General features: G+C 42.1%; 16 protein-coding genes. 11 read left to right on the top strand and 5 right to left on the bottom strand.

Going from position 1 to position 20,803, the window contains the following annotated elements; all coding sequences use genetic code 11:
• Window positions 1-285: 285 nt before the first annotated feature.
• From J8M00_RS10330 to J8M00_RS10305, 6 genes are all read left to right on the top strand, one after another.
• Window positions 286-3,354: a hypothetical protein gene (locus J8M00_RS10330; RefSeq protein WP_211010170.1), complete on the top strand. Its 3,069-nt coding sequence runs from the start codon at window positions 286-288 to the stop codon at window positions 3,352-3,354.
• Between the two features lie 57 nt (window positions 3,355-3,411).
• Window positions 3,412-4,488 (top strand): hypothetical protein, encoded by a 1,077-nt coding sequence (locus J8M00_RS10325; RefSeq protein WP_247687318.1) that lies wholly within the window; start codon window positions 3,412-3,414, stop codon window positions 4,486-4,488.
• 9 nt (window positions 4,489-4,497) lie between these two features.
• Window positions 4,498-6,387 carry a hypothetical protein gene (locus tag J8M00_RS10320; protein ID WP_211010169.1) on the top strand — a complete coding sequence of 630 codons (1,890 nt, stop codon included), beginning with the start codon at window positions 4,498-4,500 and terminating at the stop codon, window positions 6,385-6,387.
• A 60-nt stretch (window positions 6,388-6,447) separates the two neighbouring features.
• The gene (locus J8M00_RS10315) at window positions 6,448-6,924 is read left to right on the top strand and encodes a transcription elongation factor, GreA/GreB (protein ID WP_023401648.1); all 477 of its coding nucleotides are present in this window, start codon (window positions 6,448-6,450) and stop codon (window positions 6,922-6,924) included.
• Window positions 6,925-7,033: 109 nt separating this feature from the next.
• Window positions 7,034-7,297 carry a hypothetical protein gene (locus tag J8M00_RS10310; protein ID WP_023401649.1) on the top strand — a complete coding sequence of 88 codons (264 nt, stop codon included), beginning with the start codon at window positions 7,034-7,036 and terminating at the stop codon, window positions 7,295-7,297.
• A 234-nt stretch (window positions 7,298-7,531) separates the two neighbouring features.
• Entirely contained in the window at window positions 7,532-8,131 is a 600-nt protein-coding gene (locus J8M00_RS10305; protein ID WP_211010168.1) for a class I SAM-dependent methyltransferase, read from the top strand.
• Here J8M00_RS10305 and J8M00_RS10300 read toward each other — a convergent pair.
• Complete coding sequence (locus tag J8M00_RS10300) at window positions 8,120-9,109, bottom strand: GlxA family transcriptional regulator (RefSeq protein ID WP_247687317.1); 990 nt, start codon at window positions 9,107-9,109, stop codon at window positions 8,120-8,122. The genes J8M00_RS10305 and J8M00_RS10300 overlap by 12 nt on opposite strands.
• Window positions 9,110-9,229: 120 nt before the next feature.
• Between J8M00_RS10300 and J8M00_RS10295 the strand changes: the two genes are divergently transcribed.
• A complete protein-coding gene (locus J8M00_RS10295) occupies window positions 9,230-11,131 on the top strand; it encodes a beta-ketoacyl synthase (RefSeq protein WP_211010166.1) in 1,902 nt (633 codons plus the stop codon).
• 65 nt (window positions 11,132-11,196) lie between these two features.
• On the opposite strand, the gene fghA is transcribed toward J8M00_RS10295, so the two are convergent.
• Together fghA and J8M00_RS10285 are read right to left on the bottom strand one after the other, a co-directional pair.
• Complete coding sequence (gene fghA, locus J8M00_RS10290) at window positions 11,197-12,039, bottom strand: S-formylglutathione hydrolase (RefSeq protein WP_211010165.1); 843 nt, start codon at window positions 12,037-12,039, stop codon at window positions 11,197-11,199.
• Between the two features lie 81 nt (window positions 12,040-12,120).
• Complete coding sequence (locus J8M00_RS10285) at window positions 12,121-13,242, bottom strand: S-(hydroxymethyl)glutathione dehydrogenase/class III alcohol dehydrogenase (RefSeq protein ID WP_211010164.1); 1,122 nt, start codon at window positions 13,240-13,242, stop codon at window positions 12,121-12,123.
• A gap of 98 nt (window positions 13,243-13,340) precedes the next feature.
• Between J8M00_RS10285 and J8M00_RS10280 the strand changes: the two genes are divergently transcribed.
• Window positions 13,341-14,216 (top strand): LysR family transcriptional regulator, encoded by an 876-nt coding sequence (locus J8M00_RS10280; protein ID WP_211010163.1) that lies wholly within the window; start codon window positions 13,341-13,343, stop codon window positions 14,214-14,216.
• On the opposite strand, the gene J8M00_RS10275 is transcribed toward J8M00_RS10280, so the two are convergent.
• Window positions 14,213-15,877, bottom strand: coding sequence for a SulP family inorganic anion transporter (locus tag J8M00_RS10275; RefSeq protein WP_211010162.1), 1,665 nt, complete (start codon window positions 15,875-15,877; stop codon window positions 14,213-14,215). The genes J8M00_RS10280 and J8M00_RS10275 overlap by 4 nt on opposite strands.
• A 156-nt stretch (window positions 15,878-16,033) precedes the next feature.
• Between J8M00_RS10275 and J8M00_RS10270 the strand changes: the two genes are divergently transcribed.
• Genes J8M00_RS10270 through J8M00_RS10260 form a run of 3 tightly spaced genes read left to right on the top strand, consistent with a single transcriptional unit; the run spans window position 16,034 to window position 19,158 of the window.
• The gene (locus tag J8M00_RS10270) at window positions 16,034-17,236 is read left to right on the top strand and encodes a lipoprotein-releasing ABC transporter permease subunit (RefSeq protein ID WP_211010161.1); all 1,203 of its coding nucleotides are present in this window, start codon (window positions 16,034-16,036) and stop codon (window positions 17,234-17,236) included.
• Window positions 17,229-17,936, top strand: coding sequence for a lipoprotein-releasing ABC transporter ATP-binding protein LolD (gene lolD, locus J8M00_RS10265; RefSeq protein ID WP_211010160.1), 708 nt, complete (start codon window positions 17,229-17,231; stop codon window positions 17,934-17,936). The genes J8M00_RS10270 and lolD overlap by 8 nt, the downstream gene beginning before the upstream one ends.
• On the top strand, window positions 17,929-19,158 hold the full coding sequence (locus tag J8M00_RS10260; protein WP_211010159.1) for a lipoprotein-releasing ABC transporter permease subunit: 1,230 nt from the start codon (window positions 17,929-17,931) through the stop codon (window positions 19,156-19,158). The genes lolD and J8M00_RS10260 overlap by 8 nt, the downstream gene beginning before the upstream one ends.
• 17 nt (window positions 19,159-19,175) lie before the next feature.
• Here the strand turns inward: J8M00_RS10260 and J8M00_RS10255 are convergent, their stop codons facing one another.
• Complete coding sequence (locus J8M00_RS10255; RefSeq protein ID WP_211010158.1) at window positions 19,176-20,801, bottom strand: bifunctional diguanylate cyclase/phosphodiesterase; 1,626 nt, start codon at window positions 20,799-20,801, stop codon at window positions 19,176-19,178.
• Window positions 20,802-20,803 lie beyond the last annotated feature (2 nt).

The following is a 20,803-nucleotide window of genomic DNA, read 5'->3' as shown; positions in this document are numbered from 1 at the left end:
TTGTGCTTGTGATCTCTGTATTGTTTTGTTGATTTTTATTGGTTAGTTTGTTTTCATATGCGTAACAATGTGGAGTTTGTGTATATTCGTGGTTTCTGAATTGTTGTTTTTTTTGGAGGTCATTAGCCAAAGAATTGCAAAAATAAACGTGCGCTTTTTTGCTAAGTACAAATGAATTAACAAGAAATTTTGAAAAAAATAGCCCGAGCACTAGAGAATTACTCTATAACAACTACGCTTAAAACAAATAAAAGAAAAATCTATAGGCATTTAAGGAGGCCTCCTGTGGTGAATAAAAAAATTTACCTTACCCCAATCTCCGCTTCAATTGCGTTTTCACTTGGCCTGTCTGGTTGTAGCCTGTTTGAGAGTGAAGACTCGACCACGGTTGTTCCAGTTGATCCCGTACAACCAGCTGATGTTGAAGGTACTGCGTCGGTAGACTTCAATGTTTTTGTTTCTGGTAAAGCTGTAAAAGGTACATTGAGAGGTGCTGAGCTTGTAGTTAAAGAATTAAAAGACGGCGAGTTGGTTGACGTTGCTTATAGAAGCAACCTCGAAACAGTAGAAAAGAAAGCAACTGCAGCGTCTGAAGCTGAAGCTGTTGCGCAAGCAAAAAGCCAGATAGTCAGTGATAGCCCCGCATCACTTGTTACTGCAGACGACGGCACATATGGATTCTATATTGATCAACAATTTAGTGGTGCTCTTTATATTACGATCAAAACGACTAAGACCAGTGGATTTATCAAATGTGATGCGCTGTTAGGGTGTGGTGACTTTGCCGAAGCAAACGAAAACGATACAAACTCAAACTCAAAGGTTGATTTTAATGAGTGGTATCAAGATGATTTGACATTAAACGTCGTAAAAGAGATCACTGCTCAAGCTAATCGTCAGGCAAGAGGTGCAGAAGGCACAACTAAGGCATACACGGCTAACGCAACCATATTTACAACGCTCGCATCTGAACTATTACAAAAAGTATCTGAAGATGGTGGCGCGATCGATTCCGATAGTGTCGCGAATGCAAGTTTAAACACTTTGCTATTGCTAATGGGTCCTGAAGCGACAAAAGATGCGGTTTTATTAACGGGTGATATTTCTCTTGGCGGTGCTGTAGATTTTACAAATGTAACCGCTGAAGACACTATTGATGCTGGTACATTGGCTCTTATTAACGTTGCATCGACAATTCAAAATATTGCTTCTAGCGCAAATGACGGTTCTTCTTTGGAGTCTGTACTTACAACTTTGAAGCAAGGTGTTGGTGATGGAAGCCTTAAAGACAGTAATAATGAAGCGGTAGCTGCGCTTGCAACAACACTTCAAGAAGAAGTAAATAAAACAGCGACGGTGTTTGTTGCTATTGCCAGCGGTGATGTTGAAGCGATCAAAGAAGCACTTAAGGAAGTCGCTCCAGAACTAGGTGAAGACGCGTTAAATGAATTAGCTGAGAAAGCAAAAGATGCGCGTGACCAAGCGATTGAATCTGGTGCTACCGATGAAAATGCCCTTGAAGATGCGGCGGAAGATTCGAAGAAAGCCGTTGAAGACCTTGGCTGCCAAGGGGATGAGTGTGACACTGATGATACCAGCTTGATCAATGACAGTTTAGCAGAATTGCAGACTGCGCTGACTCAGGCACAAGAGCAATTTACAACACTTAATCAGTCATATACAGAGCAAAATACAGTTCTGGGCACGGTTGTTTCACTGGGTGAAGCGGCAGAATCTCAAGAACAAAAAGAGGCTTACCTAAAAGCGGCTGACGATTTTGTAGCAGCACTTGCAAATCTGAACCTACAGCAAAATGTAACAGCGTTGGTTTCTCAAGCAGGTCAGCTTTTAACCAGTGCACAAGGCTTACTATCATTGACTCAAGACGCACAGGGAGCGGTTACAAATTCACAAACACTTGTAACTAACTCTGGCACGCTTAACACAAACGTTGCTGCGCTAATCACGGCCGCCAACGCTGAGCGCGAAAAAGCGATTGCAGCCATTGACGATGCTGCAAATGCCGCAAAAGTACTTGCTGAAGCGGCACTAGAAAGGGCTCAAGCAAGCGAGCAGACTTTCAATACAAGCAATGCCGAGGTGTCAGCGCTATTTACTGAAGCAACTAGCCAATTTGCAGCTGCAGGTAGTGATTTGGCCGCGCTTGAAACAGCATTGGCGACAGCTGAAAACGCAGTTGAAAAGTTCAACACATTAAATGCGTTAACCGATGGATTTTTAACTGATGTCAATACTGCAAAAACCCGTGCCGATGAATATGTGGCAGTAGCTACTGATGCGTTAAAAGAAGGCGCTGAGCAGTTACTTGCTGACGCGACGCTAGTTCAAACGAATGTGACAAGTGGCATTAATAACTTTAAAGCGAGTGAGCAAGGTATCCGCGCTTTGAGAACAAATATTAATTCAGCTGTTGATACTGCTAGAGGCAAGTCAGGTACAGATAAACTAACTTCAATCGCATTTGTGACAAAAGAAGGTGCTGATGCGGTATTTAATGCAGGTGAAGTTGTATACGATGTAGTAAGAGACATTTGGGACCAAAACCTTGATTCTGGTTCACACAATGGTACGGCACCTAACTACCCTGAATGGACATATCGTTACAACACTGAGACCTATGAAGTTGAGTTGACGAATACGCAAGGAGAAGAACACATTCTTGCAAATGCTCAGGTTAACTCGGGCGCAACGAGTAAAATTATTTTAACGTGGACTGGTACTTTGAAATCGACTGAAGGCCAAACAGTTCAAGTTAAATCATCTGATTTAGCAGAGTGTGAACGTTGGGCGCTAGATGTCGTGGCACAACCAAATGCTTCATGTTCTGTGATTTTTGTTGATGGCAGCATTACTACGATTGAAGATGCTAGAAACTTTGATGCATCTAAAGCACAGACATTTAACATTGTTGAATTTGTTGATGGTCAATACGGTTTCGACGGTACTTTATATTCAGAGCTCACTTCGACCGATAGCGCAGGTAACTCGATTCCACTCTTTGTTGATGACGCAATTGAGCATGCAAGCATTGTTGTTTCAGGAACGACAGAGGGTCTTCTGTTCACCGCTGACTTCGAGCTTAAGAACGAAGACAATAATGATGACCTCGGTTTAGCTAAAATTATGCTAAATGAGTTTAATGGTTATGTGTTCAATGTAGACCTTGTAGATACTGATGGCCCATTACTCGGTGATGTAACACTATACAATGATACAACGCCTGTGAAAGTTGGTGACGTGATTGAAATTACCAATGGATTTAGAGTGACTTATAACGATGGCTCAGTCATTGATTATACTGATATCGACTTCCTAGGACAAAATACCAACTAGTTTATTCTTCACAATAATAAAAGGAAGGCGGTTTATACCGCCTTTAACTTAATATTTATGACAAAACCCAATGCTCTTCTCTTGGCGATGCTTTTTTCTACTTCTTCATATGCCAACGACTTCGAAATAATTAATAACTTTGACTCCGAAATATATACAGAAGCTCAACCAGTTAAATCATTTCTTGATGAGTTTAACAAACCCCTTGAATCTGGCGACAGTGCTTTTACATTCAATGTTTTTGAGCTCGGAGTTAAGTATAAAGGGGTTTCTTTGGGCGCTCAAAGCCGATATAACTATGCGCTTGAGTTTGATCCAGACACAGCGCTATTTACCTATCTTGAAAAGAATGATCTGCCATTTGAAAGAAGAAACTATCGCTATTTACTAAAAGGTAAACAGTCAACCACACATGGGGTTTTTCTTGCTTATGATGTGTCTTTATTTGATAACTCCCTGACTATCACACCCAAGATAACCTACTATCAGAGTGCTCACTTTCAAGACGCAAGCGTTGATGGCACGGTATTTAGTGATGAAATAAAAGGTGATCTACAAACACAGTACTTCTTTTCTAAAGACATTTTATTTAAATCTTTTACGCCTGAACAAAGCCCTGAAGGCAAAGGGTATTCTTTCGACTTATCAATTGACTGGCAAATTAGTGATGATTTGAATGTGTCACTTAAAGCACTCGATTTAGTCAATGAAACAAAGTATGAAGGCGTTGGCTATGTCAATGGCGTGACAACTGATGTGCCATTTATAGAGGAAGGAGATAGCATTGTTACTTCACCGTCAATTCGCCTGCGGACATCTGCGTTTAATCGAGAAGTCGATTATACATTTGAACACGATGCCAGATATTATCTAGATGTATCCTATCGTTTAAATGGTCGCGTATCGTTTGATGTATTTACAAGACGATTTTATAAAGACACATTTGTACAAGGCAACGTGAATTATCACTTTAATGATAGTTGGCGTGTATTTTCAGGGTATGAATCGAATTCCAAAGCTGTAGAGTTGGGCGTTGCGAATGAGTATTTCGGCTTTTCTGTCAAAACTGACAAGTTGGATTTAGATGATGCGCACTATGCAAACATTAACTGGTTTGTCCGTTTGGTGTTGTAGGAGGTAATTATGATAAAAAGAAGTGTACTGTGCCTACTCATTACTGGTCTAACAGGGTGTGGTGGAAGTAGCGATGAAGTTCCACAAGTTTCTGATATTCAACCAGGGTTTGGCAATGATATAACTGAGAGCTTTGAAGCTGATATGCGGTTTTATGCGCCAAGTTTTATTAGCCAAAAAGGTGAATTGATAATACAAAACCTCAAAGGTAATGTTGAAACACGTCATCAAGTTGAATCGCTAAATCGCTTTTCTTTGACCTTACCAGTTGATGGCCAATATCATTTTAAGTTTGAGCCAGATAATAGCCAAGTATCCTGTCCTCGAGAACAAGGTTGCGGGCGTTCATTGTTAAATGACCCAAATGATCTGAACGGTAATAACGAAATTGATTTTGGCGAACCAATTAATGCTGAAATTAGCTATGAGGCAATTGCGCTGCCTGTGCCCGGTCTCAATCAATTGTTATTTTCTACGTTTTCAAGTGCATTGGTGTCAGCTAAGTTAGATAGTGCTATTTGGTCTTTAACCGCAGCGCCAAACTATCATATTACGCAAAGTACCATACTCAATGAGCAAAAAGCTGAGTATGTCGCAAACGCACTAACCTACGCAGATATAATGCAGCAGCATACAACGGGTCAAAAAGATACCTCGCTGTTCTCAAACGCAATTGCAGAGGGAGTAAGTGGTAATAGCGAGGCGATATCAGTATACAAACAATTGGCTAATCAGTATTTATCGGAGACATTACTGTCAGAAGAGTCAAACACTGTGTATCGAGTATCCTCAGCTAAGGTACTTTTAGAAGTGAATGAGCTACTTAGACTAAACTCTTCTAGAGAATTACATACTGAGATAAAGCCGTATACTAATGAATTACTTACTGAAGTAAGAAATGCGTTGGGTGTTTTGCGTCTTCAAGACGAGCAATATAGCGAGGAAATAAAATCGAAGCTTGAGGAAGTTGAAGACTTAGCAAACTCGGATGCGCAAAATGCATTTTTAGCTTCGCTAGAAGTCATCGGCGATGTAGTGAAGCATGTGTCTCCTTTTGAAGGCTCAGTGGCTGGTGAGTACTCGTTACCTGGACTCAACATCGAATATCAGACAGAGAACGGTTTTCGGTGGATCATAACGGGTGTCAGGCGTGGATTTGAGGTTGATATGGATATTACCGTGCCTCAATGGCGGATCAGCCCATTATTGGGTGATAAAATTGTTGGGTCTGGTAAGGGATCGGTAACTAAACCTGATATTGCGCTAGACTTCGTTTTTGATCAATTTGAAATTGTAACTGAAGGACGTTTTGACCCGAACAACATAGAAGAAGTTGTAGGGGTGTCAGATGCTACTGGCAATGTAAAATTGACTCAAGGGAGCTCGATTTTGTCCGGTGATATCGAAATCGACTATTTGAGAAAGCGATTAAGTGTCCGCACTATCAAAGCTGTGATCCCATATTTATCAATTGATGGTGTTTTAACAACCCCAAATCAAGTGACGCCAATCAGACTCTATGCTAACGAGCGCTCGCCGTTGGCGATGCGCTCTGATATGGATCTCGTTTTTGGTGCGCAATTGGAGCTGCCATTGAACGGTGGAAAGGATTTAAGGATCCAACTCTCAGGCGAGCCTGATATGTTATCCGATTTCACATCCGCGGATGTTTCACTTATTTTAGGTGGGCACGTGAGTGAAGTAACAGTTACAAACCTGGTAGGGAATATCAACCTAATTGTACGTGGTCGAGATGGTTACTGGGTCGATATCAAGAAAAAGAAGAAATTGTATACCGGAGGGTTCTATTTTGGTGATAAACTCGTGGGAGATGTACGAACAATCAGAGGCATCCCTGGGATTTTATTTCCTGATGGGAGCTTTGAATCCTTGTTCTGATTGTTTTGAATGAACAAAATAAAGGGCCACAATGGCCCTTTTTTATTTGGTGGTTGTAGAGTGAAAAAAGTCGTTGTTGTAGAAACGTTGAGGCTTGCTTTAGAAAAAAAACTGTATGAAGCCCAAGCCGCAGCGGATAGTGCGCGAATGGATGCGATTCATGAGCAAAGTGCTGCTGAAACACAGTATGACTCATTGAGCATTGAGTCGGGTTATTTGGCAGAAGGGCAAAGCGAACGTGTTGAGCAGGCACATTTTGCAATCAATGCATTTGAGTCAGTGTTTAAGACCGACAAAATCAGCTCTGTGGTAGAGGGAGCACTGGTTAAGCTTAGTGACGAGGAAGGCGATTTATATTGGTATTTTATCGGGCCGACCGAAGGTGGTCTTAAAGTCACAATCTCGAATACGCAGATATTAGTACTTACCTTGCAATCTCCATTAGGGCAAGTATTGAAGGGTAAGCAGCTAGACGATGAAGTTGAATTCGATTTTAATGGCTCAAAACAGTTTTTTTATATCGACGAGATTATATAGTCGATTTTATACGTCAAAGCAGATTTCATTTATTGTTAAGCAGCTTCTAATGTGCCGAACTTAAGTTCACGATTGATATGGTACAATCATCACCATGATGAGCATTTTAATGGAAGTTTTTTCAATGGGTTTTAAAGTCAATCACTATGCGGCAAAAACAATAAAAAGAACCCACACAGTGGATTGGGAGCTGATTTCAATCGAGTTGATAGTTGGTGTTATCTGCTGCGTACTTGCTGTTGTTGGCTATAAGGCGAGTATGTTACTTATTTTCATTCCTGCGGCTTTGATTGCTTCGCTTTGCCTGATGGGTATTGTTTATAGTTTTTATTTTTGTATTAAAGAAAGGCAAGCTAAGCGCAAACAAAGTTGAATCGTTGTTAGATGTCGTTGCAATAGTTGATAAGCAATTTACGACTTGAGTAATGAAGAGTTTTACGCATGTACTGGCATTTTATCGTTCAAAAATCTAGTTTTGACGCTGGTTGTCGAAGCGCCCGTGACTGAAGAAGTACTTTTTCCGAACGGGGCGGGATACTGAGTTTCGCTGTGATATCGTCACATCATTGTATACGTCATCGCTATAGTTGAATAAGGAGCTAACACCATGGTTGCAGGTACAAAAGGATACGAAAAAGATGTTTTGGCCTTTGCAAAGGTGAGTTTCGCACTTGAGTTTGAGTATATAAACAAAGAGTTTTTACCTTTCTTACCTGATGCTCCAGCACGAGTACTCGATGCTGGGTGCGGCGTAGGACAGAACTCTGCGGCACTGTTTAAAATGGGCTACGATGTTGTTGCTGTAGAGCCCTTAGGCGCCTTTCTAGAAGCAGCTAAGTTGCAGTTTCCAGAGTTAGAAATTAACTGGCAGCAAGATAGTTTACCTGATTTGAAGCTGCTGACACCCCGTGATGTGCTATTTGACTTTATTCTGCTGGATGGCGTTTGGCATCATTTAAACTATTCGCAAAGAAAGCGCTGTATCGATAGATTGTCTAATTTGTTGTCTCCTGGCGGCGTTTGCGCTATTTCTTTGAGAAATGGTCCGGCAGGAAAAGGCACCCATATCTTTCCAACCAGTTGCAATGAACTATTTAAGTATGCGAAGGAGTGTGGGCTCGAAGTTGTGTTCCATGTAGAAGATCAGCCCAGCAAGATGCCAAATAAACACAATGTAACTTGGTCTCGAGTTGCGCTAAGAAAATAGTTTTTTTCTGACAATTTTTCGATAAGCGCTCGGTGTTTGGTTCATTTGCTCTTTAAAAGCCCTAGATAGCTGGCTCTGTGAGTTAAAGCCAACCGTCAAGGCAACTTCCTGAATGCTTAAGTTACTCGAGGCCAATAGCTCGCATGCCTGTTGGAGTCTAACTTCTTGCAAGTATGCAATGGCCGTTTTACCTGTGGCAGCTTTAAATCGGCGGTTGAAGCTTCGATAACTTATACCAAATTGCTGCGCAACTTCTGCCAGTGATAAGGCGGAGCTCGCATTGTTCTTTAGCCAAAACTGGATAGCGGCAATTTGTTCGTCACTGTGCCGATCGACAGCACCCTCTAAGTAACGTTGCTCTTCATAGGGCTTTCTGATCTCATGGGAAAAATTTTGTTGCACGTGATTGGCTGCGTCTTTGCCATAAAACTGCCCGATCAAATGCACCACAACATCCGCCAAAGCGTTGAGACTGGCTACAGTGTACAACCTATCAGACTGGGTTATGAAATAGTCGGGTTTTAACTCGACAGCAGGGTAGCTTTTCATAAATTGGTTGGCGTAGTGCCAATGTGTAGTTGCTGAATGGCCATTTAACATACCTGACTCGGCCAAAAAACATACGCCTGTGCCAACACCAATAATGGTGGCGCCACGCTCCCATGCAAAGGCTAAGTTTGTAGCGAGTTGCGGATTGTGCCGAACAACGGGTCTAGGGTTTCTCCAGATACTAGGCACAATAATATAGTCGTAGCTATTTAATGACTGAAAGTCAGAATGAACAGCCATATTGATACCAACACTCGTCGTTATATTATTCCCGTCCTCGCTTAAGCACTCTATGGCTAGAGGCTTAAAGTTTTGACCTTTGTGTCGCTTTGCATAAGCTTCACCAGCTTTGAGCATTTCTATAGGTAGCGTTACGCTAGTGATCAATAATTGCTCATATAAAGAAATGGCTATTTTTATTATTTCCATAAAACTCATCGGATCTGGTTAGGTTGGCGAAAAAAGTCAATTCAGTGGCGAATTGTGTAAAGTTATATTATCTACTTCATTCTAGAATTATTGCAACAAATATGTATTAAAGAGTTAAGTATGACAGCATTACCTATTATTGTCGGTATGGGTGGTATTAATGCCGCAGGTAGAACATCTTTTCACCAAGCGTATCGCAGAATTGTGCTAGATAAATTAGATAATGACGCAAGAGCAGATACCTTTTTAGGTTTGGCAACTTTGATGAATTTAGTGTCTGTGGACGGGGACAATCTCGTCACACACCATGGCGATGTCATCAGTAAGTCAGAAGTTGAAGCCAAAGTTGGTGAGCAAGTGATTGCTGGTACTTTAATTCGAAGAATAGAAAAAAACCACTTTGATGTAGATGCAACGCATTGGCAGCAGAAGCTAACAATTACTGCAAATACTGAGCAGGGTATCCGCTTTACCTGTCGTAAAAAAGACTTACCTACTCCAGTCCCTAGTAGTTGGGTGGTCGAAGAGGTGGATGCAAAAACGGTTAACGTCCATGTTCCTGAGCAATTAGAAGTTAAACACGACAGCTTCAGAGACAACCCAATTAAAGCTGCGGGCCAATTACCTACAGGCTTTGAACCTGCAAAAATGTATAACAGCCGTTACCAACCTCGTGGATTACAAGCCACGATATTTGCCGCAACTGATGCGATTAAATCAACAGGCCTTGATTGGGACGGCGTCATGTCTCGTGTGAAGCCTGATGAAATTGGCACTTACTCAGCATCTGTTGCAGGACAAATGGATAATGAAGGCCTCGGTGGGCTGGTAAGAAGCCGACTCAAAGGAGAGCGTGTAAGTACTAAACAGCTGGCATTAGGACTAAACACCATGTCAACTGACTTTATCAATGCGTATGTAACAGGAAGCGTAGGTACTACATTCTCGACAGCAGGGGCATGTGCAACCTTCCTTTACAACTTGCGCGCGGCTGTTAATGACATTCAGGCCGGCCGTACACGTGTAGCGGTTGTAGCCAGCGTCGAATGTGCACTTACGCCAGAAGTTATCGAAGGCTTCGGTAATATGGGGGCTCTTGCAAATGAAGAAGGTTTGAAAAAGCTGGACAATACGGATCAAGTCGATCATCGCAGAACGAGCCGCCCGTTTGGTGAAAACTGTGGTTTCACTATTGGTGAAGGTGCACAGGTTGCGATTTTGATGGACGACAAACTCGCTTTAGAACTCGGTGCTGAGGTAATGGGATCAGTCGTCGATGTTTTTGTAAATGCTGATGGCGTCAAAAAGTCGATTACGGCGCCGGGGCCTGGTAATTATATTACAATGGCAAAATCTGTGGCATTAGCGCAGGAGATTGTAGGCGAAGAATCGCTAAAAGAGCGTAGCTTCATCTTGGCTCATGGCTCAAGTACTCCACAAAATCGCGTTACAGAGTCTGCTATTTACCATAAAGTTGCAGAAGCATTTTCAATTAATGGCTGGAAGCTTGCTGCTCCAAAAGCTTATGTTGGGCACACAATTGCGCCGGCATCAGGTGATCAGTTGGCAATGGCCCTAGGTGTATTTAGCCATAATATTATGCCGGGAATTACGACAATTGATAAAGTGGCGGATGATGTCTTCGATGAGCATTTGGACATACGTAATTACCACTATGACTGTGGCGACATGGACATTGCGTTCATCAACTCCAAAGGTTTTGGTGGAAATAATGCAACAGCAACAGTATTCTCGCCAAAAGTAACGCACAGTTTACTGGCAAAGCGTCATGGCGAAGAGGCACTTAATGGGTATCAGCAAAAACTGGCGCAAACTACCAAGAATCAGGAGGCATATAAAGAAGCCGCAGATTTAGGTAATTACGAGCTGATTTATCGCTTTGGTAACGGCATGGTGGATGAATCACAACTGACCTTAGACCAAAACGAATTACACATTCCAGGTTTTGAAGAAGCGATTAAGCTAACTGGTAACAATCAGTATGCTGATATCAGCAAATAGAATTAATGTTAAGCAACAAAGGCGCTAGGGAATAGCGCCTTTTTTTGTGCTTTAAGTGCCGTTGATCAACGCAAGTGTTTGGCGTGAAACTCGATGTGCTGTTCGATAAATGAACTGATAAAAAAGTAGCTGTGGTCATAGCCATCATGCAACTGAAACTCGATGTTATAGCCGATATTTTTAGCTGCGTTTTGTAGTGCTTCAGGTTTTAGCTGGTCTACTAAAAAAGCATCGTCAGCGCCTTGGTCAATCTTGATTGGGATTTGTCTAGAGATGGTGTTTTGTCTCAAGAGCGCCGTTGCATCGTATTGTGCCCAAGAGGCCTCATCATCACCTAAATACCCGCTAAATGCTTTAATACCCCAAGGACAATTGGTTGGGTTTGAAATGGGGGCAAACGCTGAGATACTCTCGTATTGGAGGCTATTTCTAAGGCCGATAGTCAATGCGCCATGACCGCCCATAGAGTGACCACTGATTGACTTTTTCGTGCTGACAAGGAAATTTGATTCAATAAGCTTTGGCAGTTCGTTCGTGACATAGTCATACATGTTGTAATGGGTTGAGTAGGGGGACTGTGTTGCATTCAAATAGAACCCCGCGCCCAGCCCAAAGTCGTAACTGCCATTTTCATCGTCGGCAACGTCTTCACCACGTGGGCTAGTATCCGGCGCGACAATGACAAGCCCCTGTTCACTGGCATATTTGAATACACCGGCTTTTTGCATAAAGTTTTCATCCGTGCATGTCAGCCCTGAGAGCCAATATAAAACGGGGAGCTTGGTGTCGTTGTTTACTGACTTTGGCAAGAAAATAGCAAAGGTCATCTCGCAATTGTTAGTTGAGCTCTGGTGCTTGAAGCGTTTATGCACGCCGCCAAACACTTTGTTTTCGCTGATTAATTCCATATATTTTACGCTAATTAGAGATTGATAAAGGTTAAAGTGGAAATCAACGGCAAGTGATAGACTTGCCGCGCGAAATCGCAACTAGTAATGAATGACCGAACGGATGCTCTTACCTTCGTGCATCAGATCGAATGCATTGTTAATTTCTTCCAATGCCATCGTGTGGGTAATAAAATCATTTAGCTTAAACTCACCTGCCATGTAGCGTTCTACAATCTCAGGTAGCTCTGAGCGACCTTTTACACCACCAAAAGCAGAACCACGCCAGACTCTACCTGTAACAAGTTGGAATGGACGTGTTGAGATCTCTTGCCCTGCGCCCGCAACACCAATGATCACAGATTCCCCCCAACCTTTGTGGCAGCACTCAAGGGCGCTGCGCATTACATTGACATTACCAATACACTCAAAGGAGAAGTCGACGCCACCATCTGTCATTTCGACGATGACTTCTTGAATTGGTTTGTCATAGTCGTTCGGGTTGATTAAGTCTGTAGCCCCAAGCTTGGTCGCTAAATCGAATTTGTCGGTATTGATATCGATACCGATGATACGACCAGCACCGGCCATAGTGGCACCAATTATCGCTGATAAACCAATGCCACCTAAGCCGAATATAGCGACTGTATCACCTTTTTGAACTTTAGCCGTATTAAGTACCGCACCCATACCAGTTGTCACACCACAACCCAATAAGCAGATCTCTTCTAGCGGTGCTTCTTTATTTACTTTAGCTAATGAAATTTCTGGTAAAACGGTGTATTCAGAGAAGGTAGATGTTCCCATATAATGGTAGATAGGTTCGCCATCTTTGTAGAATCTAGTCGTGCCGTCTGGCATCAAACCTTTACCTTGTGTTTCTCTGATTTTTTGACAAAGGTTTGTTTTACCTGATGTACAGAATTTACATTCGCCGCATTCTGGTGTGTAAAGTGGTATCACGTGGTCGCCGATTTCAACACCAGTAACGCCTTCGCCAACGGCTTCTACAATGCCTGCGCCCTCGTGACCTAAAATAGCAGGGAAAACACCCTCTGGATCTTCACCGGATAGGGTGAACGCATCGGTATGGCATACACCGGTTGCTGTAATTTTCACTAGCACTTCGCCAGCTTTGGGCATCATGACGTCCACTTCCTCAATACTGAGTGGTTTTCCTGGTCCCCAAGCAATGGCGGCTTTGGATTTAATGAATTGTGTCATGTTCTTGTTTTCCTGTTTTATAGAGAGGCTTAAGTATAACCTTTATTAGAAATTTGATAATCTCGAAAATAATAAAAGACTTTTACGGATATGTAATAATGGATAGATGGATTGGTATAGATGAGTTTGTCGCTGTTGCGGTGTGTGGATCATTTACTGGGGCAGCAGATCAATTAGATACATCGGTTGCGCAGGTAAGTCGCAGGGTCAAAGCGCTTGAAAGTACTTTGGGTTACCAGTTGTTAAATCGAACTACGCGAAAGTTATCGCTAACAACAGAAGGAAATGTATTCCTGTCACATGCCAAGCACTTGCAACATGTCTTGGATGATGCAACTTCAGCTCTTAGACAGAGGGACAGCCAACCAGCTGGAAAAATTAAAATGACAGCCCCAGTGATGTATGGCGAACAGTATATTATGCCTTTGGTAAACCAATTTATGTCCAAATATCCAAATATTCAAATTGATATGGAGCTCAATAACAACCAGCTTGATTTAATCGAGCAAGGATTTGACTTTGCGATACGCCTTGGCAATTTAAAAGACTCATCCATGAGAGCCCGGTTACTGACGCATAGACAAACTCTAGTCTGTGGTGCTCCGGAGTATATAGACAACAATAAACCAATCAAAAGCGTTGCTGATTTAGATAACCACGCTTGTTTGGTAGGCCAGTCGAGTGTCTGGCGCTTTGTTGAGAAAGGAAAAGAGCGCCAGATAAGCGTCAAGGGACGGTTGCGTTGTAACAGTGGTTGGGCGCTTGTCGATGCAGCCAAGCAAGGCTTGGGTTTGGCACAGCTTCCCCATTATTACTTAATAGAAGAAATTGAAAAGGGTGAGTTGGTGGAAGTATTGAACGCATTCAGGCCAGAGGCGGAAGGGGTCTGGGCAGTGTATCCACCCAGACGTTATTTGCCTACCTCAGTCAGAGAGCTGCTTGAGTTTTTAGCTGAAGGGTTATTGTCAAACTAGTTGTCATTTCCTAGTGACATTGCTTCTAATGCCTTATTTAAAGCAGCTTCACGGCTGTGACAAAATGCATCTTTACCCAGCTTTTCACGAATATTGATTTTGTTCAGTTTTTCACTGGTCTCTTGGTTAGGTGAATAAATGAACACTTGAACATTCGCATCAATTGCATCTGTGATGGCATTTTCTATGGCCAAGCTTACTGTGACGTCCAACATAGCCACATCACTTAAGTCCAGTACCATGGTTTTATACTCACTGATGTATCTATGCTGACGTGCGATAGCCTTTGACACACTGAAAATCATTGGCCCAGACAAATAGAAAAATAATAGCTGGCCTTGTGCTTGCTCTAGTAGCGCCTTTTCATGGCTATTGAGCGGCACATCTTCATCTGTATCACTGTCGCTGATGGCTTTAACATGCTGCTCTTGAACACGACTTAATCGTTCGATAACCATGATATTTGAGATGAAAACACCCAGACCTACTGCGACGATCAAATCGACAAATACAGTTAAAAGCATAACGCCATACATGATCACCATTTGGCTAAGGCTTAGCTTATGCGCTCGTTGAATGAAACTCCAATCCAGAATATTGTAACCAACATATACGGCGATGCCTGCAAGTACAGCCATAGGGATAGGTTCAGTCAAACCGCCTGCAACAAATACCACAGCCATCAAGATCAGGGCACGAATAATGCCAGCCAGTGGCGAGCGAGCACCAACTTGAATATTGACGACAGTGCCCATAGTCGCCCCAGCCCCTGGTAATGCGCCAAACAAGCCTGAGATCATATTTGCTATGCCTTGACCTCGTAACTCTTTATCTGAGTCGTGTTCTGTTCGTGTCAAACTGTCGCCGATAACCGCAGTTAGAAGCGTATCTATACAGCCTAATGTACCAAGTACCAGAGCATCAATAACCATGGAGGTAAATTGCTCTGCGGTGAACGTAGGCCATACGATTGAAGGTAGGCCACTTGGGATTTCGCCGATGCGGCTAATGCTATCTTTGTCAAAGAGTAGGATAGATACTAGAGTCACTGCAACAAGCGCGACCAATTGTGCAGGAACATATTGGCGATACTTTTGTGGCAGATAAAACAAGATCCCTAATGTGAGGATCCCTAAAAATAACTCAGCAAAATGTAGGTCTAATAAGAGTTCAGGTAAGGCACTGAGAGTACCCAAAACACCGCCCGCCGGTGCCTGATGGCCTAGTAGAGGGGCCAATTGCAAAATAATGAGTATAACACCAATACCAGACATAAATCCGGATATCACGCTATATGGCATTAAGGTGACATATTTGCCTAACTTTAAAGTTCCGAGCAATATTTGAAATGCCCCGGCCATCATAACAACGGTAAAGCCCATTGCTAATCCATTTTCGGGGTACTGTGCCATCATCGTGGTCAAAACTGCGGTCATAATAACCGTCATCGGACCTGTAGGCTCAGAAATCAAAGAGGTAGAACCACCAAATAAGGCAGCAAAAAGACCGACGAGAATAGCGCCCCACATTCCTGCTTCTGCACCGGCACCAGAAGCAACCCCGAAGGCGAGGGCTAGGGGAAGAGAAATAATCGCAGTGGTCACACCACCGAACAAATCCCCCTTAAAATTCATATGCTTAAATCTGTCTAGGGATAACATAGAACTTCCATACCGCAAGATTTCACGCATTTTACACCAAATTGAGACATTAAGTAGCGGATAATTAAAAATTTTTTACACAACTAGGTGTGACCAGTGGATCTTATCTGTGTTAGCATTACCAAATTAGAAGAAATTAAATAATTAAATTTTAATATGTTTCAATCGGTTAGCCTATTTGTAGGGCTTAGATATAGTCGCTCATCCAAGGGAAATGCATTTGTTTCATTTATCTCATTTTTCTCTATTGCGGGGATCGCCCTTGGATTAATGTCTTTGATAACCGTAAATTCGGTTATGAACGGCTTCGAACAAAGCCTAAAAAATGCCATGTTGGATCTCATCCCACATATACAGTTATCGGCAAAAGAACATAATCAGCCAGCTACAAAGCTGGATGCACTTACATCGCTACCAGGTATTAAACGTGTCTCTCCTTATGTGACTTCGGATGTGATTTTACAGACCAATAAAGAGTTGGTCGGTGTTCGGCTACAAGGCTCATTTGATGGCTACCCAACCGCGATAAGCCCTCATATTGAATCAGGCAGTGTGAAATCACTGCATGATGATAGATATCAGCTTGCGTTAAGTCGCTTTTTGGCAAATAAGCTGGACGTTAGGCTAGGTAGTAAAGTGCGAGTTATTTTTCCAGACATTACGAGTTACACTCCCTTAGGCAGAGTCCCCAAGCAAAGGCTATTTACGGTGGCGGCAATTTACAATTCACGCAGTGAGGCCGATACGAGCTTAGCCTTCGCTGATGGCAACAGCTTGATGAAAATGCTAAAGAAAAAGCCCGGCGAATACGATGTGAGTTTGACCCTAGATGACGCATTTTCTGTGTCAGATTTTAACGCTGATCATCAAGCATTATTGTCTCAGTTTACCTACCAAGATTGGCAAGTCCAACAAGGGGCATTATTTGCAGCCGTTGCCATGGAAAAACGCGTTATGTCTTTACTATTAGCATTGATTGTCATAGTCGCGGTATTCAACATTGTTTCAGCGTTATCCATGATGGTAAGTGAAAAGCAAGGGGAGGTGGCGATTTTACAAACCCTTGGATTTACACCTAGTAAGATTGCTCAAGTATTTATGATCCAGGGTTTATACAATGGTGTCGTTGGCACTTTGATTGGCTCGATTTTAGGACTGTTACTTGCTGCGAATATCAATGAAGTTCTGAATTTGATTGGTCTATCCCTATTAGGGGGAATGGCACTCCCAGTGAAATTTGATACTGTGGGCTTGTCCTTTATTATTTTCACCAGTTTATTATTAAGTTTTTTAGCAACGCTTTACCCTGCGAAAAAAGCAGCCAAAGTGATGCCTGCAGAGGTTTTAAGATATGAATGATCCAGTGATTCAATGCCAAGCACTCAACAAGTCCTATCAAGAAGCTGGCAATCAAGTGTCAGTTTTAAAAGGGGTCAATTTATCTTTGCAGCAAGGTGATACGCTTTCGATTGTGGGTAGTTCAGGTTCAGGCAAAAGTACGCTACTACATATACTGGGCACATTGGATGCGGCCACAGATGGCACGCTAAAAATTAAAGGTGTAGATGTTCAGTCTCTTTCGCGTGCGAAACAAGCCGATTTTCGTAATCGTCATATGGGGTTTATATACCAGTTTCATCACTTGTTAATGGATTTCAGTGCACTAGAAAATGTGGCTATGCCACTTTTGATAGCAGGTAAACCAAAGCAAGAGGCAAAAAATGAAGCTACAAAAATGCTTGAAAAAGTGGGCCTTGGACACAGAGCTGAACATCGCCCATCTGAGCTTTCTGGCGGAGAAAGGCAGCGTGTTGCAATAGCGAGAGCACTAGTAACCAAACCATCATTGGTACTTGCAGATGAACCGACTGGTAATTTAGACAAACATAACGCCCTTAAAATCTATGAGTTACTGAATGAACTTAACAAGGAATTCGACACCAGTTTTGTCATTGTAACTCATGATTTGGAGTTGGCTGAAAAGTTAGGACGTGTAGTTCAGCTTGATGACGGTGTTTTGGTTGATTACCAGAAAACAGATAGGAGTGTGCATGCTTAGTCTGTTTTTGAGTAAACGGCTGCGAGAGTCCAAGCATCAAAGCGGTTTTATAGGTTTTCTCAGTAAAGCTTCAACAATAGGTGTGTTTCTAGGTGTTACTGTACTGATAGTGGCTCTGTCCGTAATAAACGGGTTTGAGCAGCAGCTTAAAGAAAGGTTACTGTCGGTTGTTCCACATGTGAGTTATCAAGCGCCTTATGACCCAATCTCGGACTGGCCTAGTAAAGTTGAATTGCTGGAAGCGCAACCTGGCGTAACAGCTGCGACGGCGGAAATCAATTTAACGGGTATGGTTCAGTACAAAGGCCAGTTAAAAGCAGCTCAGCTGAAAGGTATTGATCCAAGCCGACATGTCAACGTTTCGAGCATTCATGAATATATTCAGCCACTAAACCTAAAAGACCTTGCAGCTGACGAAATTGTCTTAGGGCAAGGGCTCGCTGCTCATTTGGGTGTAAACTTAGGGGATAAGGTCACGGTACTTGTCGCAAATCAGCATGCAAAAAATGCCCTTGCGGCACCTAAACGTGTTTCTTTCAATGTAGCAGGCCTGATTGCAATGGGAGGGGAGGTAGATAAAAATTTAGCCTTGGTCAACATTGCGAAGATTCAGCAGGCGCTTTCACTAGAACCAATGACCGTAACGGGATTGCGACTTACTGTTGATGATGTCTTCAATGCGCACCAAATTGCGATGGATGCTGGCAGAATATTGCCAGATCTGGTTTACGTGCAAAGTTGGTTTAGAACACAAGGTAGTTTATATCAAGACATTCAAATGGTGCGAACTATTGTCTACCTTGTTGTTTTTCTGATTATTGCAGTAGCGAGTTTCAATATTATTTCTTCAATGGTCATGGAAGTAAAAGAAAAACAAGCTGACATTGCTATCTTAAAAACGATGGGCACAAGAGACAAAACAATTTTTATGACCTTCGCAGTACAAGGGCTAAGTTATGCATTAGTAGGCGCGTTTTTTGGGCTAATTGTCGGTACTTTAATCGCGCTTAATGTATCAGATATATTCGCTTTTTGGACTTCAATTGATGGTAGTAACCCATTGCAAGGGGTTTACTTTATTGAGTTTTTACCGAGTAAATTGGAATTTTCGGATATCATAATTGTACTATTGGCGACAGTGGTAATTTCAATTATCTCGAGTGTATATCCTGCATGGCAGGCTACTAAGGTGCAACCTGCACGCGTACTTGGTGGTGGGTAGTTTACGCAGCGCAAGATTTAGCTCTCAAAGTGTAAGTAACTTGATTTGTCTTCAAGTACATATTCAATAAAGGCGTCTATTGGAAGAGGTTTACTATAATAGTACCCCTGAACATATTGGACGCCTTTTGCTTTTGCATAAATCATTTGCTCCATGTCTTCCACACCCTCTGCGACTAAGGGTTTATCGAGGTTTTTTGCCAAAGATACAATTGAGTTAAAAACGGATTGCAATTTTCCATCTTTGACCACGTTGGTCACAAACGAGCGGTCAATTTTGATTTCATCAAAGTGCAGCTTACATAAATAACTTAGGCTTGAAAACCCAGTACCAAAGTCGTCAATAGAAATGAGTAACCCTTTGCTTTGTAGAGATATAAGCACTTCATTTACATAGGAGAAATTATCGATTAGGGCCGATTCGGTAAGTTCTAATTTAATGCAACGCGGATCTATGTTGTACTCAGATAAAGCGGTAAGCAATTTACTTTCAAAGTTGACATCCAAAATTTCTACGACACTGATATTGATGGCAAACATATAGTTTTTGGGATCAATACCTTCGCGTCTGAGCTTGTCTTTGGCTTCCTTTATTTGTGAAAGTGTAAACATAGTGAGCTTATTGATATCCCCTGTACTCTCTACAATAGGAATAAACTCAACAGGTGAGACAGGTTGACCGTCGAGCGTCCACCTCATCAAGCATTCAGCGCCAATCAAACATTCCGTCTTGGTATCGTGTAGAGGCTGTAGCACAACATTAAAAGCATTTTTTGACTTTTCATTATGTAAAGCATCTCTTAGCGCAGTCTCTATTTTATTTTGCCGTTCGATCTGTCGCGCTAACCCTTCTTGAAATTCAACCAATCTAAGCTTTTCCGATAGGACATCAAAAGTTGCCATTTCTGCTTTGTTGAGGCTTAGTTCATGGTCATCTTTACTCGTTTCTTTGTAATACCCCAAGGCGACATTGCTATAAAAGCTACTGTCATTGAACTCAAATGGCTCGTTTAGGTGGTTGTATAAGGCCTCGATATTGAGGGAAGAAGAGTTGGGAACAAATACACAAAAGCAATCAGATGAGTGTTTGGAAAAAATACCTTGTTCATATTCTCCTTGGAAGCGTGACAACACTTCCATAAATACAAGGTTCGCGACACCAATGTTCCAAACTTCAGAGATCCTTTGATAGTTGCAAATTCGAATACAGCACATAACGCCTGCGGTATCCAATTCTTGTACTTTTGCTACAAAGGCTTCTCTGTATAAAAGGCCTGTGTGTGGGTCGCGAATTGCCAGTTGTTTATTTAGCCGCCGAATAGCAACTAATTCTTCTATTAAATCTACTTTGACAAAAGTGAGAGAATTTTTTTTTGTATAACTAAACCGAACCCAGTGCACATTACTGTTGTCTACACTAACCCCTAGCTCTAGCTGGTCAAAACAGGTTTCAAATAATACGTCTTGGCTTTTTAAATCGTTAAAGTCTTCGTCGAAAAATTTTAAGGTAGGGCAGTTAATAATATTATCACCTACTTTTAGTGCGATTAAATTACTGGCTTTGTCTGAGATGCCTGTAATGGTGCCGTCTTGTTCATAGGCAACGTAGATAATATCTAGCAGTTCTAGAAGGCTTTTTTGCATAA

The organism is Pseudoalteromonas luteoviolacea (assembly GCF_018100925.1).
Lineage (GTDB): Bacteria > Pseudomonadota > Gammaproteobacteria > Enterobacterales > Alteromonadaceae > Pseudoalteromonas > Pseudoalteromonas obscura.
The sequence above is the reverse complement of the archived record's forward strand: the minus strand, read 5'-3'. Positions and strand labels throughout refer to the sequence as shown.

Coding starts and splice junctions, on each gene's coding strand:
- J8M00_RS10260 (WP_211010159.1), top strand. CDS start 17,929: ATGCTTAGTCTGTTTTTGAGTAAACGGCTGCGAGAGTCCAAGCATCAA.
- J8M00_RS10255 (WP_211010158.1), bottom strand. CDS start 20,801: ATGCAAAAAAGCCTTCTAGAACTGCTAGATATTATCTACGTTGCCTAT.
- lolD (WP_211010160.1), top strand. CDS start 17,229: ATGAATGATCCAGTGATTCAATGCCAAGCACTCAACAAGTCCTATCAA.
- fghA (WP_211010165.1), bottom strand. CDS start 12,039: ATGGAATTAATCAGCGAAAACAAAGTGTTTGGCGGCGTGCATAAACGC.
- J8M00_RS10295 (WP_211010166.1), top strand. CDS start 9,230: ATGACAGCATTACCTATTATTGTCGGTATGGGTGGTATTAATGCCGCA.
- J8M00_RS10320 (WP_211010169.1), top strand. CDS start 4,498: ATGATAAAAAGAAGTGTACTGTGCCTACTCATTACTGGTCTAACAGGG.
- J8M00_RS10270 (WP_211010161.1), top strand. CDS start 16,034: ATGTTTCAATCGGTTAGCCTATTTGTAGGGCTTAGATATAGTCGCTCA.
- J8M00_RS10300 (WP_247687317.1), bottom strand. CDS start 9,109: ATGGAAATAATAAAAATAGCCATTTCTTTATATGAGCAATTATTGATC.
- J8M00_RS10275 (WP_211010162.1), bottom strand. CDS start 15,877: ATGTTATCCCTAGACAGATTTAAGCATATGAATTTTAAGGGGGATTTG.
- J8M00_RS10310 (WP_023401649.1), top strand. CDS start 7,034: ATGGAAGTTTTTTCAATGGGTTTTAAAGTCAATCACTATGCGGCAAAA.
- J8M00_RS10305 (WP_211010168.1), top strand. CDS start 7,532: ATGGTTGCAGGTACAAAAGGATACGAAAAAGATGTTTTGGCCTTTGCA.
- J8M00_RS10285 (WP_211010164.1), bottom strand. CDS start 13,242: ATGACACAATTCATTAAATCCAAAGCCGCCATTGCTTGGGGACCAGGA.
- J8M00_RS10280 (WP_211010163.1), top strand. CDS start 13,341: ATGGATAGATGGATTGGTATAGATGAGTTTGTCGCTGTTGCGGTGTGT.
- J8M00_RS10325 (WP_247687318.1), top strand. CDS start 3,412: ATGACAAAACCCAATGCTCTTCTCTTGGCGATGCTTTTTTCTACTTCT.